At 57.3% G+C, this 20,458-nt stretch carries 18 protein-coding genes; 8 read left to right on the top strand and 10 right to left on the bottom strand.

The window, feature by feature from the left end:
- Positions 1-57 precede the first annotated feature (57 nt).
- The gene (locus AAC060_RS02885; protein WP_339822716.1) at positions 58-558 is read right to left on the bottom strand and encodes a MarR family transcriptional regulator; all 501 of its coding nucleotides are present in this window, start codon (positions 556-558) and stop codon (positions 58-60) included.
- 216 nt (positions 559-774) lie between these two features.
- Here AAC060_RS02885 and leuD point away from each other — a divergent pair, with 216 nt between their 5' ends.
- Positions 775-1,359: a 3-isopropylmalate dehydratase small subunit gene (gene leuD, locus AAC060_RS02880; protein ID WP_339822715.1), complete on the top strand. Its 585-nt coding sequence runs from the start codon at positions 775-777 to the stop codon at positions 1,357-1,359.
- On the opposite strand, the gene leuC is transcribed toward leuD, so the two are convergent.
- Positions 1,356-2,771: a 3-isopropylmalate dehydratase large subunit gene (leuC, locus tag AAC060_RS02875; RefSeq protein ID WP_339822714.1), complete on the bottom strand. Its 1,416-nt coding sequence runs from the start codon at positions 2,769-2,771 to the stop codon at positions 1,356-1,358. The two genes, leuD and leuC, sit on opposite strands and share 4 nt — an antisense overlap.
- A 422-nt stretch (positions 2,772-3,193) precedes the next feature.
- Between leuC and AAC060_RS02870 the strand changes: the two genes are divergently transcribed.
- Positions 3,194-3,967, top strand: a complete 774-nt coding sequence (locus tag AAC060_RS02870) for a fumarylacetoacetate hydrolase family protein (RefSeq protein WP_339822712.1) — start codon at positions 3,194-3,196, stop codon at positions 3,965-3,967.
- 174 nt (positions 3,968-4,141) lie between these two features.
- Here the strand turns inward: AAC060_RS02870 and AAC060_RS02865 are convergent, their stop codons facing one another.
- Positions 4,142-4,768, bottom strand: coding sequence for a TetR/AcrR family transcriptional regulator (locus tag AAC060_RS02865; RefSeq protein ID WP_339822711.1), 627 nt, complete (start codon positions 4,766-4,768; stop codon positions 4,142-4,144).
- A 124-nt stretch (positions 4,769-4,892) separates the two neighbouring features.
- On the opposite strand from AAC060_RS02865, the gene AAC060_RS02860 reads away from it, so the two are divergent.
- The 3 genes from AAC060_RS02860 to AAC060_RS02850 are packed head-to-tail and all read left to right on the top strand — an operon-like array spanning position 4,893 to position 9,397.
- Complete coding sequence (locus AAC060_RS02860) at positions 4,893-7,241, top strand: TonB-dependent receptor (protein WP_339822709.1); 2,349 nt, start codon at positions 4,893-4,895, stop codon at positions 7,239-7,241.
- A gap of 17 nt (positions 7,242-7,258) precedes the next feature.
- The gene (locus tag AAC060_RS02855; protein WP_339822707.1) at positions 7,259-8,122 is read left to right on the top strand and encodes an alpha/beta hydrolase; all 864 of its coding nucleotides are present in this window, start codon (positions 7,259-7,261) and stop codon (positions 8,120-8,122) included.
- 18 nt (positions 8,123-8,140) lie between these two features.
- Complete coding sequence (locus AAC060_RS02850) at positions 8,141-9,397, top strand: MFS transporter (RefSeq protein ID WP_339823782.1); 1,257 nt, start codon at positions 8,141-8,143, stop codon at positions 9,395-9,397.
- A 27-nt stretch (positions 9,398-9,424) separates the two neighbouring features.
- Here AAC060_RS02850 and bla read toward each other — a convergent pair whose 3' ends face one another.
- The gene (bla, locus tag AAC060_RS02845) at positions 9,425-10,402 is read right to left on the bottom strand and encodes a subclass B3 metallo-beta-lactamase (RefSeq protein ID WP_339822705.1); all 978 of its coding nucleotides are present in this window, start codon (positions 10,400-10,402) and stop codon (positions 9,425-9,427) included.
- Positions 10,403-10,462: 60 nt separating this feature from the next.
- Entirely contained in the window at positions 10,463-11,224 is a 762-nt protein-coding gene (locus tag AAC060_RS02840) for a helix-turn-helix domain-containing protein (protein WP_339822703.1), read from the bottom strand.
- Positions 11,225-11,357: 133 nt separating this feature from the next.
- Here AAC060_RS02840 and AAC060_RS02835 point away from each other — a divergent pair, with 133 nt between their 5' ends.
- Positions 11,358-11,780, top strand: a complete 423-nt coding sequence (locus AAC060_RS02835) for a hypothetical protein (protein ID WP_339822701.1) — start codon at positions 11,358-11,360, stop codon at positions 11,778-11,780.
- Positions 11,781-11,798: 18 nt separating this feature from the next.
- On the opposite strand, the gene AAC060_RS02830 is transcribed toward AAC060_RS02835, so the two are convergent.
- Complete coding sequence (locus AAC060_RS02830) at positions 11,799-12,824, bottom strand: SDR family oxidoreductase (RefSeq protein ID WP_339822698.1); 1,026 nt, start codon at positions 12,822-12,824, stop codon at positions 11,799-11,801.
- Positions 12,825-12,906: 82 nt separating this feature from the next.
- Between AAC060_RS02830 and AAC060_RS02825 the strand changes: the two genes are divergently transcribed.
- Positions 12,907-13,731, top strand: a complete 825-nt coding sequence (locus AAC060_RS02825) for a TauD/TfdA family dioxygenase (protein ID WP_339822696.1) — start codon at positions 12,907-12,909, stop codon at positions 13,729-13,731.
- Between the two features lie 15 nt (positions 13,732-13,746).
- Here AAC060_RS02825 and AAC060_RS02820 read toward each other — a convergent pair whose 3' ends face one another.
- From AAC060_RS02820 to AAC060_RS02805, 4 genes are read right to left on the bottom strand one after another with little or no spacing between them, the layout of a single operon-like run.
- On the bottom strand, positions 13,747-14,301 hold the full coding sequence (locus tag AAC060_RS02820) for a hypothetical protein (protein WP_339822694.1): 555 nt from the start codon (positions 14,299-14,301) through the stop codon (positions 13,747-13,749).
- Between the two features lie 11 nt (positions 14,302-14,312).
- Positions 14,313-14,729, bottom strand: coding sequence for a hypothetical protein (locus AAC060_RS02815; RefSeq protein WP_339822692.1), 417 nt, complete (start codon positions 14,727-14,729; stop codon positions 14,313-14,315).
- On the bottom strand, positions 14,729-15,760 hold the full coding sequence (locus AAC060_RS02810) for a DUF6607 family protein (protein WP_339822690.1): 1,032 nt from the start codon (positions 15,758-15,760) through the stop codon (positions 14,729-14,731). The genes AAC060_RS02815 and AAC060_RS02810 overlap by 1 nt, the downstream gene beginning before the upstream one ends.
- Before the next feature lie 20 nt (positions 15,761-15,780).
- The gene (locus AAC060_RS02805) at positions 15,781-18,027 is read right to left on the bottom strand and encodes a TonB-dependent hemoglobin/transferrin/lactoferrin family receptor (RefSeq protein ID WP_339822688.1); all 2,247 of its coding nucleotides are present in this window, start codon (positions 18,025-18,027) and stop codon (positions 15,781-15,783) included.
- A gap of 111 nt (positions 18,028-18,138) precedes the next feature.
- Here AAC060_RS02805 and AAC060_RS02800 point away from each other — a divergent pair, with 111 nt between their 5' ends.
- Positions 18,139-20,454 carry an adenylate/guanylate cyclase domain-containing protein gene (locus AAC060_RS02800; protein ID WP_339822686.1) on the top strand — a complete coding sequence of 772 codons (2,316 nt, stop codon included), beginning with the start codon at positions 18,139-18,141 and terminating at the stop codon, positions 20,452-20,454.
- Positions 20,455-20,458 lie beyond the last annotated feature (4 nt).

The following is a 20,458-nucleotide window of genomic DNA, read 5'->3' as shown; positions in this document are numbered from 1 at the left end:
ACTATTTTATACTGGTTCATGATTTTTGGGGCGGAACGATATCCGAGTCCCGGACAATCAGACCTTGGCGTCCCATGATGCCGCCAATTCAGGCGACTCATCCACCAAATTTCCGATGACGCGCTGCATCAGTGACTGCAGCGATGCGACCTCCTCGTCGCTCATCCCCCGGGTCGCGATTTCATGGATTTCCGCATTCATCGGCGCGAGGATCAGTTCGAGCTTTTTCGCATGTGGGGTCAAATAAACAAAGGTTTTACGCCGGTCGACAGGCGTTTTTTTGCGAATGACAAACCCGGCTTTTTCGAGGCTTTTTAACGCCACCACAGTTGTGGGCTCGCGCATGCCAACCCGTTCACTCAACTCACGCTGGGTAATCCCGTCCTCCAGCCACAATTGCCGCAGAAAACGCCACTGGCCAGAGGAAACATTGTGAACCATCGTTCCCCGCTCAAGCAGGCGCGAAAAAGACCGGAACAAGATGCGCGCCAGATAGCCGATACTATTGTTCGGATCGGTGTAATATTCCGGGTGGTGACGATCACTCTCTTGTTTCATAGCCAGTATATAGCTCCCCGATATAACCCTTTGCGCTTCCTGATTTCATGCGCCCGACGAGCTTATCCTTAGAACACAAAGGATCGTCCGGCAACGGATTATTTCAACCGCTCGGCGACCGGGCAGTAAAGCCAATCTAACTCCCAATATTGAAAAGAGGCTGGACCGAAACGCGGAGGCCCCTTATCCTCCCGCGTTAGGAACATGGAGAACCCGTTGAAAAAATTCACCTGTATATCAGCTGTAGCAGCGCCTTTGCCGCTATCAAATATAGACACCGACATGGTTCTTCCGGCACAATATATGAAAGGGCTGACCCGCGAAGGTCTGGGGAACCATCTTTTTCAAACAGCACGCTACCGTGCCGATGGCAGCGAGAACCCCGGCTTCATTCTCAATCGTCCGGAATGTCGCCATGCCCGGATCTTGATAACAGATCGTAATTTTGGCTGTGGTTCGTCTCGTGAGCATGCTGTCTGGGCGGTCACAGATTATGGCATCCGCTGTATAATTGCACCCAGTTTCGGCAATATATTTGCGGCCAATGCGCGCAAAAACGGCCTTTTGTTGATCAGCCTGCCGGACGCGATATGCCACGAACTCCGCGAGATGGTTGCGCAGTCCGATTATGCACCGATCACCGTCGATCTTGTGAACGAGAAAATCGTTCTGGCTTCAGAACAAAGCATCTCCTTTTCGATCGATGCGAACGACCGCCACATCCTGCTGCACGGGCTTGATGATATCAGCAGATCCTTGCAGCATATCGCCGCGATCGAACGGTTCGAGAATGCAGCCTAACATTGGTCAGGATCGATAATATAACCGGCGATGGCGCTGGCAGCAGCCATCGCCGGACTCATCAAATGCGTCCGGCCTGCCTGTCCCTGCCGGTTCTCGAAATTGCGGTTGGAAGTCGAGCCACAGCGCTCACCGGATAGCAATTTGTCGGCGTTCATCCCGACACACATGGAACAGCCGGGCTGTCGCCAATCAAAGCCGGCATCGCGGAAAATACGATCCAGCCCCTCGGCCTCGGCCTGTATTTTGACCAGGCCCGATCCGGGCACAATCATGGCATCGACATGCGATGCAACCGTCCGGCCGTTCACAATCGCGGCGGCGGCGCGCAAATCTTCGATGCGGCTGTTCGTGCAACTGCCGATGAAGATACGATCAAGACGCAGTCCGGCGATCGGCATTCCCGGCGACAAGCCCATATAGTCCAGTGCCCGATTAGCCTCGGCCCGGGCGACCGCATCGCCCAGCGCAGCTGGATCGGGAACCGTTTCGTCGATCGCAATAATTTGCGACGGGTTGGTTCCCCAACTGACCATCGGGCGAACACGCCGTGCATCAATATCTATCTGGCGATCATATGACGCTTGGGGGTCGCTTGATAACAGCTGCCATTGCTCTAGCCGCGCCGTCCAAGCCGCGCCATCAGGGGATGCGGGACGACCTTTTAGATAGGCATATGTCTTTTCATCGGGCGCGACCAGTCCGGCGCGAGCACCCATCTCGATACTCAGATTGCACAAGGTCATCCGTGCTTCCATCGACAGCGAACGGATAGCCTCTCCGACAAATTCGACGACATGACCATTGGCCCCGTCCACACCGACCTGCTGCAAAATATAAAGCGCCAAATCCTTGGCATAGACATGCGGTGACAAAGAACCGGTAACATGGATGCGCATGTTAAGGGCCCGGCGCTGCCGGATCGTCTGGGTCGCCAGGACATGTTCCACCTCCGACGTTCCGATGCCAAAGGCCAGCGCACCAAAAGCCCCGTGCGTCGATGTGTGACTATCGCCGCAGACGATGGTCATGCCCGGTTGGGATCGCCCTTGCTCGGGGCCAACGACATGGACAATGCCGTTACGCGAATCCCCCATCGCGAAACGCTCGATCCCCGCGCGGTCGCTATTTTCGGCTAACGCCTCAAGCTGCGCACGCGCCTCTTCGTCCGTGACAGCGCTGGTGCCGGCGTCCTGGTTCACTGTCGGCACATTATGATCGGACAGTGCCAAAGCCAAAGCGGGGCGTCGAACCCCGAGTCCGGCAGCAGCGAGCCCTGCAAATGCCTGCGGCGAAGTGACTTCGTGAATCAAATGCAGATCCACATAAAGCAATGTCTCGCCGTCATCATCGGCGACGACATGCGCATCCCAGATCTTGTCATATAACGTGCGCGCGACCGATACTGACATCAACGCGCCAGACAGCATATTGCCGCTGCCCTCGCAGATGATCTTGACACTCGACCGGATGCAAGTTCGCGCGGCAGTAATCCCGTCGTCCGTTCATCGATACGCCATTGTCCCACGCCAATCTTCCTTCCATTTTGCCGGTGACCCCATATTTCAGAATCATTAGACATCTAATAAAACACCGCAAACGATGGATATAAAACGATAATCACAAGCATATTTGCCATATACTTAGTAGTTGAAGTATTATTTGTCCATGCTAAGTGCAACTCGGGGTAGCCTGATAATCCGCCGCGGCGAAAACTGTCGCCGGGGATCAAGGCCGCCACGAAATATTTCAACCGTTCACCCGAGAGCATGCCGGGCCCGGAAAATAATGTGCTACCCGGCAATGCTACGCCAACAAGTCTGCGAGATATATCGTGATTGACCACAAGTTTCATGCAGCAAAGCTGCGCAACGCCTATGCCGGCCGGGCAATTGCGCCGCTGCGCCATAGCGAACCTCAGGCGAGCGAGGATGACGCTTATGCTATCCAGGTGCTGAACCGGGATCACTGGGTTCAGGAAGGCCGCCGGATTGTCGGCGCGAAGATCGGCCTGACGTCAAAAGCCGTGCAGCAACAGCTCGGTGTCGACCAGCCAGATTTCGGAGTGCTTTTCGCCGATATGCAGGTTGGTGACGATGGCACAATAGCGCCGGGAAAACTGCTCCAGCCGAAAGTCGAGGCGGAAATCGCTTTCCGCCTCAGCCACGATATAGACAGCGTCGCCGATGACCCCTCGACATTGGCCGACGCAATATCCTGTGCATTCCCGGCGCTGGAAATTGTCGACAGCCGCATCGCCGAATGGGACATCACTTTTGTCGATACCGTCGCCGACAACGCTTCCGCAGGCATGTTCATTCTCGGCGACCAGCCGTTCGACCTTCAGGACTTAGATCTTGTCGGCTGCGCCATGCGGATGGAAAAAAACGGCGTGGTTGCTTCTGAAGGGAGCGGTGCAGCCTGTCTGGGTAATCCGCTCAACGCCCTTGCCTGGCTTGCCGCGATCCGCATCGGTCAAGGCCAGCCGTTAAAGGCGGGCGACATCATCCTGTCAGGTGCGTTGGGACCGATGGTTCCTGCCGTATCAGGTGACATATTCACCGCCCATATAGAAGGCATGGGCAGCGTCAGCCTCCGCTTGTTGTAAGCGCCAGTTTTCAGGACTTTGGGTTTCGAACGTACTCGTAAAATGGAACCGGCGGTCGAGACTTTAAAATTCGCCAAAGCTCGCCCGGGATTTCGGTCGGACGGGACGGCTGAAATCATCGTGCAACACTTGCAGAGTAGCCGCAAAATCGCTGCCTTACTGTTCAATTCAGGGCTAGTCCTTGTCCGCCGCGATCCCCTTCGCCAGGATGCCGTTGGCGATGTCGGCAATCTGGACGGCTGATTTTTCTTCGCTCCAGATACCGTAGCGCATGCCCAAAAACACATTCATGCCCATGATCGCCCAGGCATGGGCTTCTTCCAGCTCCCCCCGAAAATCGCCGGCCGCGCTGCCTTCCTGCAAACGTTCAAAGATGCGTTTGGCGGTTTCTTCATAATGGAGGCGATAGCTGGCGGGATCGACAAATTCGGCTTCGTCGATGATTCGGTAGATTTCTTTATGCTCGCGGGCAAAATTCATAAACGCCTCGAGCGCCAGTTTCTCGCGTTCCAGCGCATCCTGCCACTCGGTCATTGCGCCGGCGGCATGGCCCTTCACCCGCGCACTCATGTCCTTGACCAGCGCGCTGAAAAGCTCGTCCTTTGAGTCGAAATAGGTGTAGAAACTGCCAAGCGCAGTCCCGGCCCGCTGGGTAATTCCGGTGATCGAGGCTTCGTGAAAGCCCTTCTCGCCAAATTCCAGCGCCGCCGCGTCGAGCAGTTTGCGTTTGGTCTTCAGCCCGCGTGCGGTGCGCGGCTGTTTATCTTTAGACTCAGTATGTTCGCTATATTCAGTGGCCATAATGTCACGGCTAACCGCATTTTGCCGGATAAGCAAATTTCTAAGTTGAATGTTGGTTCATGTTTCAATATAGGCCGTTCATCGACCTGGAAATGCCAGGCATATATTCAAGGAGGATGCTTTCATGAAATTTCAGCACACCGTTAGCTATGCAGCGATCATCACCAGCCTCGCAGGCGGTCTTATCGCTCCTGCCGCCGTCAACGCCCAGACATCCGAATCGGCCAGTCAGGGCGCAGATGAGGACATCATTATCGTCTCGGCCCGCCGCCGCGACGAGCGGCTGATCGATGTTCCGATTGCGATTACCGCTTATTCAGCAGAAAAACTGGAACAGCAGGGTGCGATTGATATTACCGATATCGGATTGACGACGCCGAATACGACGCTTGAAGCTTCTCGCGGAACAAACTCGACCCTCTCCGCCTTCATCCGTGGCATCGGACAGCAAGATCCGGTTTCGGGTTTTGAACAGGGCGTTGGCCTCTATCTCGATGATGTCTATCTCAACCGTCCGCAGGCGGCAGTACTGGACATTTATGATGTCGAACGCATCGAAGTTTTGCGCGGCCCACAGGGCACGCTTTACGGTCGCAACACCATTGGCGGCGCAGTCAAATATGTGACCAAGGCACTGCCGCAGGATCCATCGTTCAAAGCGAAGGTGACATATGGTACCTATGACCAGGCTGAAGCGGTTGTCACCGCCAGCATGCCCATTTCCGACCTTGTCCGCATCGGTGCATCGGGCGCGCGGCTTTCCCGCGGCGGTTTCGGCGATAATCTGACCAATGGTCTGGAAAATTATAACAAAGACATCTGGGCTGGCCGCGGCACGCTTGAGGTGGGTGGCTATGGCGAACCCGTACTCATCCGGATTTCCGGCGACTATACGAAAGACGAAAGCAATCCGCGCGGCGGCCATCGCCTCATCCCGGGCGCCGTTTCCGGTGCGCCGGTGCTCGACAATGTGTTTGACACACGTGGCGGTCTCAACGATCCGATCCAGGATATCGAGGCTTACGGTCTGTCGATGAATATCACGGCGAGTCTGAGCGATACGGTTACCTTCCGGTCGATCAGCGCCTGGCGCAAAGATGACACGGCGACACCGATCGACTTTGACGCGCTGCCCGCAGTCGATCTCGACGTGCCCGGACTTTATCTTAACGAACAGATCAGCCAGGAATTCCAGCTGCTCTATGAAGGCGACAAGCTCAACGGTCTGGTCGGCTTCTACTATCTTGATGCCAAGGCCGATACCTTGTTCGATGTCCGTCTGTTTACGACATTCGCCGGCCTGACAGCCTTTACCGAAGCCGATGTCGACACCGAAACCTATGCGGTTTTCGCCGACTTCACTTATGATTTCACCGAACAACTGAGCCTCTCTGTCGGTGGTCGCTATACATGGGACGAACGGACAGCCAGCATCGTGCGGCAAAATTATCTCGGCGGCGGTTCACCGACCTTTGGCGGCGCCGGCATTCCTTTCGGCGGACCAAGCACCGATTTCCAGGGCAGCGCGAATTTCAAGAAATTCACGCCGCGTGCTTCGGTCAGCTACAAACCCACTCCGGATCACAATATCTATGCAAGCTTTTCACAGGGCTTCAAAGGCGGCGGTTTCGACCCGCGCGGGGTTGGCGTAAATGCACCGACCACCAACGCCAGCGGCATCCCAAGCGATAGCGAAGTCGCCTCTTTCCTCAGCTTTGAGCCTGAAGAAGTCGACAGCTATGAAGTCGGCTATAAGGGCAGCCTGCTCGACGGCGCTCTCAATGTTGCGATAGCGGGTTTTTATACCGACTATAAAAACGTGCAGATCCCGGGTTCGGTCGCCTGTACTGTCGGAGGTCTGCCTTCGTTCTGCGGCGTGATTAACAACGCCGGCAAGGCCACATTGAAGGGCCTTGAATTTGAAGCCAATGCGCGACTGGGGCAGGATATGATCGCCAGCGGCGACCGTGTTACCCTATCCGGTTCACTCGGCTATATTGATGCCCAATATGACGAATATATCACCAATATTGGCGGGGTACCGACAGATGTTGCGGAATTCCGGGAGGTACAGAACACACCGAAATGGACCGCCAGCGGTACATTCTCCTATTCTACGCCAGTAGGAGAAGGGGATATCTATCTTGGAACCACATTGTCTTACCGCAGCAAGACCAACCAGTTCGAGATTGCCAACCCCTATATCGACCAAAAGGGCTTTGCCCTATGGGATGCCAATCTTGTCTATAATGCACCGGACAAACGCTGGAGCATTGGTCTGCACGGCAAAAATCTGACCAACAAGAAATACAAGACGTCAGGCTATACATTTGTGGCAGCCGATCCGACGACCGGTGCGATTGCACTCGGAGCCAATGGCCAGCCGATTTCGACGCTCGGCCCCGAAGGTACGCTGACGGCATTTTACGGAAATCCACGCCAGGTCTTTGTCACCGCCGGGGTGAAATTCTGAACGGCGCCTAGGCAAATATGATGACATATGCCGACCATGTCTATCGCAGCGCTGACGGCCGGCTGGACCTCTATGCCCGCATCTATGATGCGGAAGGTCCGCCGCTGCTGCTGATGCACGGCCTCACCCGGAACAGCGCCGATTTTGAAGCGCTGGCCGGGCATCTGGCCGGCAATTATAAACTGATCGTCCCCGACCAGCGCGGTCGCGGACGATCGGACCATGATCCCAACCCGGAAAATTACACGCCGGCCACCTACGTCCAGGACATGTTTGCGCTGATCGAAGACCTGCGGCTCGAGAACACGGGTCTGATCGGTACATCGCTGGGCGGACTTATGTCGATGATGATGGCGGCGACTTCGCCGACACGATTTACCAGCCTGATATTGAACGATATCGGGCCGGTGGTGGAAGCAGCCGGCCTCGACCGGATCCAAAGCTATGTTGGCGAGCTGGAACCGTTCGACAACTGGCAGCAAGCGGCCGATCATTGCCAGCTCGTCCATGCCGACGCGATGATCGGATATCAGGCACAAGACTGGATGGCCTTCGCCCGGCGCACCTGCACGGAAATGCCCGACGGGATAATACGCTTCGCTTATGACCCGGCGATTTCCGACGGCCTGTCGGGCAATGCAAGTTCTGCTGTGCCACCCGATCTCTGGGCGATATGGGACCGGCTGTCGGCCATTCCGGCGTTGATCCTCCGCGGTGCGTTGTCAGACATACTTGCTCCCGCTACCGTCGCGGAAATGAAACGCCGTCATCCGGACCATATCAGCACGGTGGAAATCGCGGATCGCGGCCACGCCCCGATGCTCGACGAACCTGATGCGCTGGCGGCAATCGACGAATTTCTTTCGAATATAGGAAAATAAATGGCCGATCAGCAGAGCATGAAGAGCCGGACGACCTCGCCCAATGTAGCGCTCGGCATGTTGCTGCTGGTCTATATTTTCAACTTCGTCGACCGCCAGATACTGGCGATCCTGGCCGGTCCGATCCAGGCCGATCTCGGACTCAGCGACACCCAGATGGGGCTGCTCGGCGGCGTCGCTTTCGCATTGCTCTATTCCACTCTGGCGGTACCGCTCGCGTGGCTCGCCGACAAGACCAGCCGCAGCTGGGTGATAACCGTTTCGCTGGCTGTCTGGAGCGGCTTCACCGCCCTGACGGGGATGGCGCAAGGTTTCTGGTCGATATTCCTGACGCGACTGGGCGTCGGTGTCGGCGAAGCAGGCGGCGTTGCGCCTTCCTACGCGCTGATAGCCGATCATTTCCCCAGCGAGAAGCGCGCCCGGGCGCTAGCGATCTACTCACTCGGCATCCCGCTGGGATCGGCCACCGGCGTGATTGCGGGCGGTTATATCGCCGCCACCGTCGACTGGCGTCTGGCCTTTTTCGTTGTCGGACTGTCGGGTGTTTTGATCGCGCCCTTCTTCAAATATTTCGTCCGTGACAAGATCAAGACGCCGACGCCGGCTGATCACACGGCGGCCCCTTACAGTTTCAAGGGCACCGTCGTACTGCTGGCGAAAAAGAAGGCGTTCTGGTTGCTCGCCTTCGGCGCTGCGTCGAGTTCGATGCTCGGCTATGGCATTGCTTTCTGGCTGCCCAGCCTGTTGCAGCGCAGTTTCGGCCTGAGCCTGATCGACACATCCTTATTCTTCGGCGCGATATTGCTGATCGGCGGGGTTGCCGGCGTCCTCGGCGGCGGTATGATCGGTGACTGGCTCGGCAAGAACAATAAAGCGGCTTATGGTCTGGTCCCGGCTGCGGCCTTCCTGCTGGCGGTGCCGTTATTCGCAGCTGGCATCATGAGCGGCTCAGCGACCCTCGCCTTCGTCCTGTTCCTGATCCCGCAGGCTTTGGCCTATTTCTGGCTCGGCCCAGTCCTCTCGGCGGTCCAGCATCTGGTCCCGGCAGAGTCCCGCGCGACCGCATCGGCACTGTTCCTCCTCATCAACAATCTGATCGGCATCGGTGGCGGGATATTCTTCCTCGGCGCCTTGTCCGACAGCCTGACGCCGATCTACGGCGAAGACGGGCTGCGCTACTCCATGCTCTATTCGCTGATATTCTATGTCATCGCCGCGGCGCTAATGGCGCTTGCCGCCAAACCGCTGAAGAAAGAATGGATCGCGGAAGACTGAACGACCACTGTGGGCCGCGTCTGACCTTCAGTCGCTCATGATCGCATTATATTTCAGCATCTGCTTTTCCAGCGCCGCTTCGAACGCTTGCTCCAGCCTGGCCATCATCGCCGGAAAGCCTTCACGGTCAACAAAGGCTAATGGATCACCCGCTTTCTGGCGCTCGCGCTTTTCCGGCAGTCCGGCAAATTCGGGATGGTTGGCGAGAAAGATATCGGGCTTCCAGTCTTTGGTCATGGCGAAAGTCTTGCGATAGTCCGCGACAATCCCCTCATATTGCGGAGGTCCGACCAGCCGGTTGGCGGCAACGGTTGCGGAACAGAAAAACAGCGCGTCATAAGTCTGACCGCCCTGCTCTACCGGCATGGTCCAGGTGGTGCAACCACGGCTGTGTCCCGGCGTGATATGCGCGGTGAGCGTAACATCGCCCAGCTTTAGTTGCTCGCCGTCGGCTATGATCCTGTCGACCTTGACCGGCGGCGAGTTCATCGTGCTGTCATCCTCGGACCCGAGATAGAGGCCGCTTTCCAGTGAGGAGCGGTCACCCTCGGTAGCGAATAATCTGGCGCCCGTTATCGCTTTCAATTCCGCCAGACCGCCGCTGTGATCGAAATGGGCATGACTGTTGAGCAGAATTTTTACGTCCTTCGGATCAAAACCAAGCTTGCGGATTGCATCGGCGACATATTGCCCCTCGCCCGGCATGCCGCCGTCGATCAGGATATGGCCCGCGTCGGTCGGGATGAAATATATGCCAAGACCTTCGGTCCCGACAAAATATATGCCCTGCTTTCCGGTGCCCATGATCTGAAAAGGTTCGACAGCGGCGTACCACGTCGGATAATTCTTTTTCCAGTCAAATTGCGCCGCGGCTTCGTCCTCCGCCAGACTGGAAATAGTATCGACGCTATCACCGTCCGGTCCGTCAGGAGGTGCCACCGAATCCTGCGTCACCGGCGTACAAGCCACCAGCGTTCCTGCCATGATTCCCGAAATCCAGCGCATAACTCTCTCCTCCATTTCCCCGCTTGCTAATGCGCGAAAGATGAACGCACAATGTCCGCTCTATCGTTTGAAAAACCGGTTCGTTTCCTCATCCATCGGAAACATCAGCTCGATAGTTGTCTCTCCGGCTCTGATATCCAGCACAGAGCCGAATTGCGCGATCACCGAGAAGAGCGACAGGCGGGTTTCGCCGACCCGGAAAATGGTCGGTATCACCGCCTGATTGAGATTGACCGATCCCATATCGACATTCTTCACCCGCTCGTGCGATGCCAGCCGTCCGGCCAAAGTCGACAGATGGTCGTCCCCGCCCAGTTCCAGTATCTCCGTGCGCAGACGGGAGAGAGACAGAACCGCGACCTCGTCCCAGTTCTCGATCAGGTCGAGCCCGGCGCAGTTGATCAATATGTCAATCAGATTGGCCGGTCCGCCAGAGCTGGCCAATGCCATTATCATCTCGGCGCCCCGGTTACTGTTCACGACATTCCAGTGGCGATCGATTGCATAGCCGGGGAACGGATCATGATGGTCGATCATGGTCGCGATCGCCTGATTAACCGGAGCCAGTTCGGGTGCATCGTCGGAAAGACTGGGATAGACCGGCGCGAAGCCCGCTGCATTGAGCGCCTGATTGGCAGCAGATCGAGGCAGCTGCAACGCGTCGGAGAGGCGCAACACCATCGCGCGGCTCGGGTTCGACCGGCCGGACTCGAGAAAGCTCAAATGGCGGGCCGACATTTCGGCTTCAAGACTGAGATCGAGCTGGCTGAACCGCCGCGTCTTGCGCCAGTCCTTCAATATCGCACCAAATTCCGACGGCATGATCTATTCCCTCATCCTGTGCCTAGCCTGCAGCAAATAGCATGAATCGCGCACTGTGCACTTACCCGACAGGTAATTGTTTTGAAATTTTCCTCATGGTTTACATGCGGGGAAACCGAATGAGGAGCAGATCATGTCACCACAAGCCACTGGCCGCTATATCCGGATCGTCGGCAGCTTTTCCATATTTGTCGCCATCCTCTTTGCCTTTGCCGGGGTGAATGACTTTACCGGCACCAATGACATATTCTTCCATCTTGCATCTTCCGGCGGCAATGGCGTGGCCGGTCTCGACACGCCGGAAGCGAAAATGGCGATGGCGATCGCCGGTGGGGTATTTGCCGGGATGATGGCCATGTATGTCTTCATCACCGCGCCGGGTGTCGAACAGGGCAGCGAGCTGATCCGCAAGGGTACAATCTACACATTTCTGGTCTGGTTCGCTGTCGACAGCACCGCATCGGTGGCATCCGGCAATGCGCCAAATGTCATCCCCAATTTCATATTTCTGATCGTCTATCTGACGCCCTTGCTTCTGGTGAAACGCAGCGTCTGAAAAGGTCGTGCTGCGCCGCTAGGACCGTCCGTTTACATCCTTGACCCATGGACCAAAGGGCGAATTGCCGAGCATCGCGATCTGGGTCTGGGCGCTGACCTGATTGATCGCCTGCTGCGGTTTGGGTCCTGGATGGACGGGCAAGCGCAGCGGACGCCTGCCCGGAGCCTTGGCGATTGTCAGCGCAATCCCGCGGGGTACATCCATCGGGTCGGACGTACCGCCGCCATTGCGCAACGCTCCGTCAACCAGCGCCTGATAGGCCGCCTTGCGTTCGTCATCGGCGCGATCGAGCATCGGGGCGGTATATATATTGCCATTTTCCCAGATCTTGGTCGGGAAGCCGCCGGGCTGGACTATGGTGACATCGACGCCGTGCGGGACCAGTTCATAGGCCAGTTGCTCGCTCATCGATTCGACCGCAAATTTGGTCGAGCTGTAGAAACCCATGCCCGGGACCATCACGCGGCCGAGCTGTGAGGATATATTTACGATCAGACCGGATTTCTGCGCGCGCATTTTTGGCAGCGCCGCACGGGCGACCCGCTGATATCCCATGACATTGGTGTCAAACAGCAGTTGCATCGTTTCGATATCCTGCAATTCGACCGGTGCGCCTGTGCCGATGCCGGCATTGTTGATGACGACATCAAGCGCGCCGCCGTTCAATCGTTCGGCCTCCGCGACAGCCTTGTTCACCGATTCTTCCGACAGCACGTCCAGTTCCAATATGGTGATATCGAGACCGTCATCCTTCGCCACCTTTGCCAGTGCATCTCCTTCGGCGCGCGGCAGATTGCGCATGGTGGCAAATACTTTGGCGCCAAGTTCGGCATAGAGTTTCGCGCCGAGATTGCCGAAACCGGACGAACAGCCGGTGATCAACACCGATTTGCCCGTCAGATCCGGCTTGTCAGTCAGATCCGAATTGTCATCGGCGACAGCAGCGGTCGCCGTAGCGGCGGTTAGCGCAACACCGGTTGCAGCAGTAGCAGCAAGCAGCTGACGGCGGTTGAGAGATGGCACACGGGTTTGCTCGTTCATTATCGGACTCCTCAATATCAGATTTCATGCTACACGATCACAATATAAGTTCCAGAAGGAAACGGAACAGCGGGAGAGCGATATGCAGATTTCAAAAGCCAGCGAGGCGGTCGGCGCAATTGTCGAAAATGTCGATGTCACCAGACTGAACGATCAGGAATTTGCCGACATCCGCCGTGCCTTTCTCGACCACGGAACATTATTCTTCCGCAACCAGAAGCTCACCCCCGAAGACCATATTGCCTTCGCCAAACGATGGGGCGCGATCGACCTCAACCGCTTCTTCAAGCGGCGCGACGGCTATCCGGAAATTGCCGAAGTGCTCAAGGAACCGGACCAGCAGATCAATATCGGCGGCGGCTGGCATACCGATCACAGCTATGATGAAGCCCCGGCGATGGGATCGATCCTTTACGCGCTGGAAATCCCGCCAAGCGGCGGCGATACGTTATTCGCGGGGATGGCAGCCGCCTATGAAGCGCTGGATGACGGGATGAAAGACCGGATCAAAGACCTGAAAGCGCGGCACGGCAATGCGCATGTGTTCGGCGAAGAAAGCCCCTATCGCAAGGCGGTTGGCGATCGCTACACCAATGCCGACCAGGCCGGGCAGACGGCGGTCCATCCGGTGGTACTGGCCCATCCCGAAACCGGGGTGAAGGGGCTCTATGTCAATCCGGGTTTCACGCTGGAAATTGTCGACATGGAACCGGCGGAGGGTCAGGCACTGCTGCAGGAACTATATGATCATATCATGCAGGACCGCTTCCACCATCGCCACGTGTGGCGGGAAGGCGATCTGGCGATTTGGGATAACCGTTCGACCTGGCATTATGCCATGAACGATTATCAGGGACACCGGCGCTATCTGAACCGGATCACGATCGAGGGTGTAGCCCTCGCCTAGCGCTTACTGTCCGGATCAGACCACGAAGCCGAGGGCCAGAAATGCCATGCTCCCAAGAGCGAGCGAAACAATAGTTTTGCGCCGATAGACCTTGGCCAATAGTCCGACGACCAAACCGCCGACAATGACCAGAAACAATGAAATCCCGGCGATCATCTGGTAGGTTTTGAAGATCGCGGGGCCGTGGCCCTTGTGCAATTCCATCAGCGCATATTGAAGACCCGGCTTGTGCAGAGAGGCCTTCAGCCCGTCTGGTGTCTGGTTGATCCGTGCAAAGGTCCGCGAGGTCGGCCGGGTGGTCATACTGCCATCACGGCTGCGGATGCTTTCTATATCGAGATGGATATTCTGCGCCGCGAGAATGGCGGCGATATCCTCTTTCAGGGTCGGGCTGTCCGGATCCAGCTGCGTGTCTGCCGGCAAAACAAGATCGATATCCTCGATCGACGGCTCGACACCGGCCAGCTTGAGCGCGCCGGTTGTACCGACCATCAGAAAGGACGGTGCGAGAAAGGCGGCAAGGAACAGATGAACCAATATCAACAGGTTCCTGGTTTTTACTTTATTCACGCAAATCTTCCTTAACGTTTGAATCGGCTGACAAATTTAGCGAAAACGAGATGGAGTTTCTGCCGGTCAGAACGGCCGATCATCTCGCCGATCAGCCCGTGGAAATGTTCAGGCTGGCGCTGTACCACAGCCGTGGTCAGATCAAGCACCAATATTTCATCATGGCTTGTCTGCTGACAGCAGGGTCGATGCACGGCCATCGGCTCGGGCCAGCAATCGCCCATCAGCTCGATAATATGGGCAAAATGGCCCGCGGCGATTTCATCGCCCAGTTGCTTGACCAGATAGGGTTTTGCGTCCTGTCTCTTTTTCCTCGCCAGAACCGCAATCCGCATCGCCACAATGATCCGCATTTGCGCAGGGGGCATAGCCGAAAGCCTTGGGGTAGCGGCGAGCGACTGCGCAAATGCGGATATCGGCTCCGCCATCAATATTCTGCTGATGCCGGAGTTTTCCTAGCTGCGCTTTCTACCGGCCGCTTGTTGGTCGCGTCCCGAATAAGCGACCGCGCTTCCTTCACCGCAGCGGCCTCGGTCAATTCGCCCCCGGTAATCTCTGTGCCCATGGTCAAAAGCCGTGCGCTGATCACCGTGCCGGTCTGCGCTTCTTCCTCAACGGTTACCCCGCCATGCGCAGCGATAGCGGCATCCCATTCCTTGCGCACCTCTGCCCAATAAGCCTCGGTTTTGGTCCAATAGTCATCAGCCGCGCTGACATCATAGCCGTCGAACTTGGTGTAGCTGTTGAGCACCGATTCCTGGACATAAGGCACCGCCTTGCCATCAACCCGCTTCATCTTGACATTGTCCTGCCAGTGGATCCAGCCACCGGGCATCGGTTGATGGCGATTGATCGCCTGATAATGATCATAGACGGGATCGCGAACCGCGTCGCGGCGCGCCAGCGGGCGAGCGGTCCAGTCGCTGGTCCAGCTGCGCAGTCCATTGACCGTCTGCCATTTTCCCAGGCCGCCATAGCGGGGGCTGTCATCGACCTGCCAGACCGTTTGCGACCAGCTACCCTGACGCTCGGACTGCGGCACATCCTTGTTCACCCAAGTGCCGGCGTCGGCATAGACCAGCACTTTCGCAGGCTCATAGGTCCAGTCCTGACGCCAGTGTTTGATGATGAAGCTTTCCCCTTCATGCTCGGCGACCAGAAGATGTTGCAAAACGATCTCCCTGCCGGTGTCCTTGATGACGCGCACGCTTTCATGACCGCCGGAAATCTTCGCATTGATCGGTTCATAATCTTCGCGCCATGACGTGGTTTCCGCCATGTCGAAACGGACCTTATAGTCTCCGGCCATCGCCAATATGTCGGCTCGATCCTGCTCGAAGGACGCCTGCGTAGCGGTCGCGGTAATCTGCTGCTGATCGCCGCTGCCCAGTGCCGGTGATGTCGCCATTGCGAGAGCGAACAAGGCCGCCCCCAGTCGTGTTTTCAATTTGATCGTCATCGTCTTTTCTCCCCATAAAATTAGAATGATAGGCTGAGCGAAACACTGGCGTTGCGCCCCGGCTGGGTGAACGCATCGGTGATATCGGACGTCGCCGCCAATCCCCTGACGTCGCTCCACAGCGCGTATTTCTGATCGGTAATGTTGAATATCCCCGCCCGGATCTTGGCATATTCGGTGATCCGGACAAAGGCGGTTGCGTCGATGATCGCCGATTCTTGCGGACGGAAACAGGCAGCAGAGCATACGCCTGTCGTCTCGTTCGCTTCCTTGCGGGCATTGTAGCTGACGATCATTTCGCCGCCAAAGGCGCCACCGGGTTCACGATAGCCGACGCCGAAGATCGCGTTGAGCGGATCGATCGTCGAAAGCGGGACCGGCGGATTATTTGGCGATTTTACCGTGCCGTCGGCAAAGGCAATCGCAAAGCGAGCACGAAAGCCGTTTTCCGCCTCGTAGCTAGCCTTGGCTTCGACGCCTTTGACGGTCACATTATCGAGATTGATAAACTGATATATAGCGGGATCCCCGGGCGTGAAGCTGCCGGACACCTGTTCCTGGCTGATAAAGTCGGAATAGTCCGCCGTGAAAGCGGTCAGCGACAGGCTGATATCATTAGTGGCATAGCGAATACCCGCTTCAAAACTGTCGCTATTCTCCGGGCCGAGGTCCGGATTGGCGAGCGAAGAATAGCCGTAAGCGAGATTCTCGAAGAAATTATTGACCTGACTGGGCGTCGGCGCGCGGAAACCGCGCGCATAATTGCCGAACAGGCGGACATCGCCGAATCTGGCCACCGCTCCCAGCTTGGGCGACAATTGCGAACCATCCTGACCGCTCGGTGTAAAGCCCGGCAGCAGAGGATCGTCTGTCGGGTTCAGATCGTAAAAATCATAGCGAATGGCGGGGTAGAGAGTGAAGACACCGTCGCCAAACGCGATCGCGTCACCCAGATAGAAACCGCCCAGCGTGAAATCGGTCTTCGGGAAAGCACTGGAAGGATAGACTTCCCCGAACGGCGGCTCGGTTCCATCCCGCACACCGGCTTGCTCGGTTTTGCTAACATCACCGCCAAAGGTCAGCACATGCTGTATTGAGCCAGTACTGAAGATCGACCGGAAATCGGCGACCGCTCCGATCACTTCATTGTCGAACGTATTCAGCCGTTCCCGGTCCGGACGCGGTGTCGCAGAGGTTGCTGTGCGCTCTTCCAGAGCAAATTGCCGGTCCGTACCATCCTGCCAATAAGCAGCAAGATGGGCATAGTCGATAAAGCCGGAACCTTCTTCGCCCGCATCATAGGTATAGTCGATCGATACCCGGCTGCGCTTCGTCTCGTCCTGCGCGGCCAGATTGTCCACGATCCAGCTGGGAGTGGGGCCGAACAGAAAAACCGGTCCGCGTCCTGACAATATGTCCGAGGATAGTTGGCGTTCGAGATATTCGCCGGTCAGACGCACTTTATGCGCGCCATTGTTCCAGACCAGCTTGCCGAGAAACGCGTTGGACTCGCCATCCTGCGGATTGGGGGTGGTGCGGCTTTCATCTTCGGTGTCGATGGTGCCCTTGTTATCAAGTTCCTCAAAATCGCGCCGGGAATAAGCCAGCATCGCCGAGAAATCACCAGCCTGACCGGCGAGAGCCACGGTCTCGGAAAATTCCTGATCAGCCGAGCTATATTGCGCCCGCGCAAAACCGCCGAAGCTGTTTCCGTCTTTGATAAAGTCGACCGGATCGGCGGTGATGAAGCTGACCGCACCGGACAGGCCGTCGCTGCCATACAGCGCTGACGCCGGACCGCGGAGGATTTCGACCGATTTGATCAACCCGACATCGGTAGCATTGCCGCGCCCGACTTCCTGCGCACCAAAGGTAAACCCCTGGGGAGAGCGGATGCCGTCGACCTGGATCAGCACCCGGTTGCCGCCAATACCGCGAATGTTGAAATCCTCATTACCCGCCCGGCCCGTCGTGCCCAGCGCAGCACCAAAGCGCGCTGGCGCCCGGCGGACCGAAACCCCGGGTTCAAACCTGACGATATCGCGGACATCGGTCGCCATTTCATCGGCAATCTGTTCCTGGTTGATCACCGTCACCGTGGCCGGTGCGTCCACCACGTCGATAGCAGTGCGGGTGGCGGTAACCGTGATGATCTCGTCGTCAAAACCGGCGCCGTCATCAACGGCAGCCATTGCGGCCTGCGCAAAGCCGAGAGCCAATATGCTGCAGGAATAGGTAATTCCCCGTTGCCGGAAATTGATGTTCATCGATATGCCCCTGATTTAATGATAATGCGAATGATTCTCATTCTTAATTAATGGGCAGTTAGGCGAGCTGTCAAACGGAAACTGGAATTTGATTGGAAATAGCGTCCGATCATGCCTGCCGCCTTGCAGTTTCAGGGCGAGTGGGGCAATCAACCTGACATGGCATCGGGGATCAGGAATTTGGGGAAAATGGTTGGCCGCTGGCTGGCCATGATCAAAACCGGACCGATTATCGCGGGCGTGCTGGTCGTTATCGCCATCGCGGCTCTACAATTTGCGGCCATTCCGGGATTTGACCGGCTGGGTTTGATGGTTTTTGACAGCTATCAAAACGCCGCACCACGCGCTTATCAGGATGCTGGCGTGCGGATCATCGACATTGACGAGGAATCGGTTGAACGGCTGGGCCAATGGCCGTGGTCGCGGACCGAGATTGCCAAGCTGACGCAAAGGCTGTCCGACGCCGGCGCTGCGGCAATTGCCTTCGATATCGTCTTTTCCGAACCCGACCGGACCTCGCCCCGCCAGATCGCCGCGCGTCTGCCGCAAGAGGAGGGCAATGAAGATCTGCTGCGCTCGCTCTCCGACCTGCCCGACAATGACGATATACTGGCCGACAGCTTTGCTCTGGCGCCGGTCGTCGGCGGATTCTTTCTGCTCCACGAGGACCGGGGTGATCCGATCGAATTGCCGACCGGCATGGCGGTACTCGGGTCACCGCCCAGTGGACAGGTGGAACACTATCAGGGGACGGTTCAGTCCCTGCCGCAACTGCAACAGGCGTCGGCCGGACTGGGTTCGCTGAGCATTGTCGGCGACGCCGACGGGATATTGCGCAGAGCGCCACTGGTGTTTTTCCACAAAGACAAGCTGGTGCCCTCGCTCTCGCTCGAAGCCTTGCGGGTGGCGCAACAGGCGGGGTCGATCCTGGTCAAGACCAGTGACGGCAGCGGCGAGACCGCCGGTGCGCCCGGATCCATCGTCAGCCTGAAGGTCGGCGATTTTGAAGTACCGACCACCGCAGCTGGTGAATTGTGGATGCACTTTAGCGAACCGGCACCCGAACGGACGATCCCGGCGTGGAAGCTGCTGTCCGATGATATATCTGAAGAAGAGATACGCGCCGCGGTCGAGGGACAGATCGTCTTCGTCGGAGCCAGCGCAACCGGATTGCGCGACCTGATTTCGACCCCGCTCAACGAGAATGAACCGGGGGTAATCGTCCACGCCCAGGCAGCGGAGCAGATGATCCTCGGCGAATTTCTGACCCGTCCGGACTGGGCGCCTGGCATGGAGTTTTTCCTGATCCTTTTGCTCGGCGGCGGGCTGGCGCTTCTGCTGCCCGGAGCGGGTGCCACGATCGGCGCCGCGATCGGCACGGTCGCGACACTGGCCGTTGCAGCTGGCAGCTGGCTGGCCTTTGACCAATTGCACTATCTGCTCGATCCGACATGGCCGATCATCGCGCTGATCTTGGTTTACGCTGTGCAGACCCTGCTGAGTTTCCGCCAGGAGGAACAGCAAAGAGCCTATATCCACACCGCCTTTGACCGCTATCTCTCCCCCGAGATGGTCCGGCAGATTGCCGCCAATCCCGAACGGCTGCAGCTTGGTGGCGAAGAGCGCGAGATGACGGTCCTGTTCTGCGATATCCGCGGTTTCTCCAGAATATCGGAACAATATGATCCGAAGGAAGTGATCAACTTCCTGACCGGCTTCCTGACCCCGATGTGCAATATCCTGTTGGAGAAAAAGGCCACGGTCGACAAATTTATCGGTGATGCCATTCTCGCCTTCTGGAACGCGCCGCTTGATGATCCGGACCAGTTCCGCAACGGCGCGCGGGCGGCGCTGCAAATGGTCGACAGTCTCGAGCGGCTCAACCGCGAACTGCCGCAAAAGCCGGGACAGGTCTGGCCGCCGGATGTGAAAATCGGGATCGGGATGAATGCCGGCCTGTGCTGCGTTGGCAATATGGGATCGCAGCAGCGCTTATCTTATACCTTGATCGGCGACACGGTGAATATCGCGTCCCGCTTCGAGGGGCTGACCAAGCAATATGGTGTGCAGATCCTGATCGGTAGCGCGCTTGCCGAGCAACTGGACGGCTTTGCCCTACTCGAACTGGACCGGGTCAAAGTCGTGGGCCGCGATGCGTCGGACACGATCTATGCATTGCTCGGCGACGAGACCCTCAACCGGGACCCGGCCTACGGGATCATGCAAAGCTGGCATGATGAATTTCTGACGCTTTATCGGGCGCAAAACTGGACCGCAGCCAGCCAGATGCTGGGCCAGCATGAAGCGACGTACAGCGACGCCGGTCTCTCCACCCTCGTCGCGGTTTACCGCGAGCGGATCGAACAACTGTCAAAGGGTCCGGTCACGGCCGACTGGGACGGTGTCTTCGAGGCAACCCGCAAATAGCGGA

Source organism: uncultured Parasphingorhabdus sp. (genome assembly GCF_963975555.1).
Lineage (GTDB): Bacteria > Pseudomonadota > Alphaproteobacteria > Sphingomonadales > Sphingomonadaceae > Parasphingorhabdus.
Note: the sequence above shows the minus strand (reverse complement) of the source record. Positions and strands in the feature narration are given on the sequence as shown.

Excerpts from the sequence above, each read along its gene's own strand:
- AAC060_RS02815 (WP_339822692.1), bottom strand. The coding sequence starts at position 14,729 with ATGGCGGAGCCGATATCCGCATTTGCGCAGTCGCTCGCCGCTACCCCA.
- AAC060_RS02825 (WP_339822696.1), top strand. The coding sequence starts at position 12,907 with ATGCAGATTTCAAAAGCCAGCGAGGCGGTCGGCGCAATTGTCGAAAAT.
- AAC060_RS02840 (WP_339822703.1), bottom strand. The coding sequence starts at position 11,224 with ATGCCGTCGGAATTTGGTGCGATATTGAAGGACTGGCGCAAGACGCGG.
- bla (WP_339822705.1), bottom strand. The coding sequence starts at position 10,402 with ATGCGCTGGATTTCGGGAATCATGGCAGGAACGCTGGTGGCTTGTACG.
- AAC060_RS02805 (WP_339822688.1), bottom strand. The coding sequence starts at position 18,027 with ATGAACATCAATTTCCGGCAACGGGGAATTACCTATTCCTGCAGCATA.
- AAC060_RS02885 (WP_339822716.1), bottom strand. The coding sequence starts at position 558 with ATGAAACAAGAGAGTGATCGTCACCACCCGGAATATTACACCGATCCG.
- AAC060_RS02855 (WP_339822707.1), top strand. The coding sequence starts at position 7,259 with ATGATGACATATGCCGACCATGTCTATCGCAGCGCTGACGGCCGGCTG.
- AAC060_RS02800 (WP_339822686.1), top strand. The coding sequence starts at position 18,139 with ATGCCTGCCGCCTTGCAGTTTCAGGGCGAGTGGGGCAATCAACCTGAC.
- AAC060_RS02830 (WP_339822698.1), bottom strand. The coding sequence starts at position 12,824 with ATGAACGAGCAAACCCGTGTGCCATCTCTCAACCGCCGTCAGCTGCTT.
- AAC060_RS02860 (WP_339822709.1), top strand. The coding sequence starts at position 4,893 with ATGAAATTTCAGCACACCGTTAGCTATGCAGCGATCATCACCAGCCTC.
- AAC060_RS02850 (WP_339823782.1), top strand. The coding sequence starts at position 8,141 with ATGAAGAGCCGGACGACCTCGCCCAATGTAGCGCTCGGCATGTTGCTG.
- AAC060_RS02810 (WP_339822690.1), bottom strand. The coding sequence starts at position 15,760 with ATGACGATCAAATTGAAAACACGACTGGGGGCGGCCTTGTTCGCTCTC.
- AAC060_RS02835 (WP_339822701.1), top strand. The coding sequence starts at position 11,358 with ATGTCACCACAAGCCACTGGCCGCTATATCCGGATCGTCGGCAGCTTT.
- leuC (WP_339822714.1), bottom strand. The coding sequence starts at position 2,771 with ATGTCAGTATCGGTCGCGCGCACGTTATATGACAAGATCTGGGATGCG.
- AAC060_RS02865 (WP_339822711.1), bottom strand. The coding sequence starts at position 4,768 with ATGGCCACTGAATATAGCGAACATACTGAGTCTAAAGATAAACAGCCG.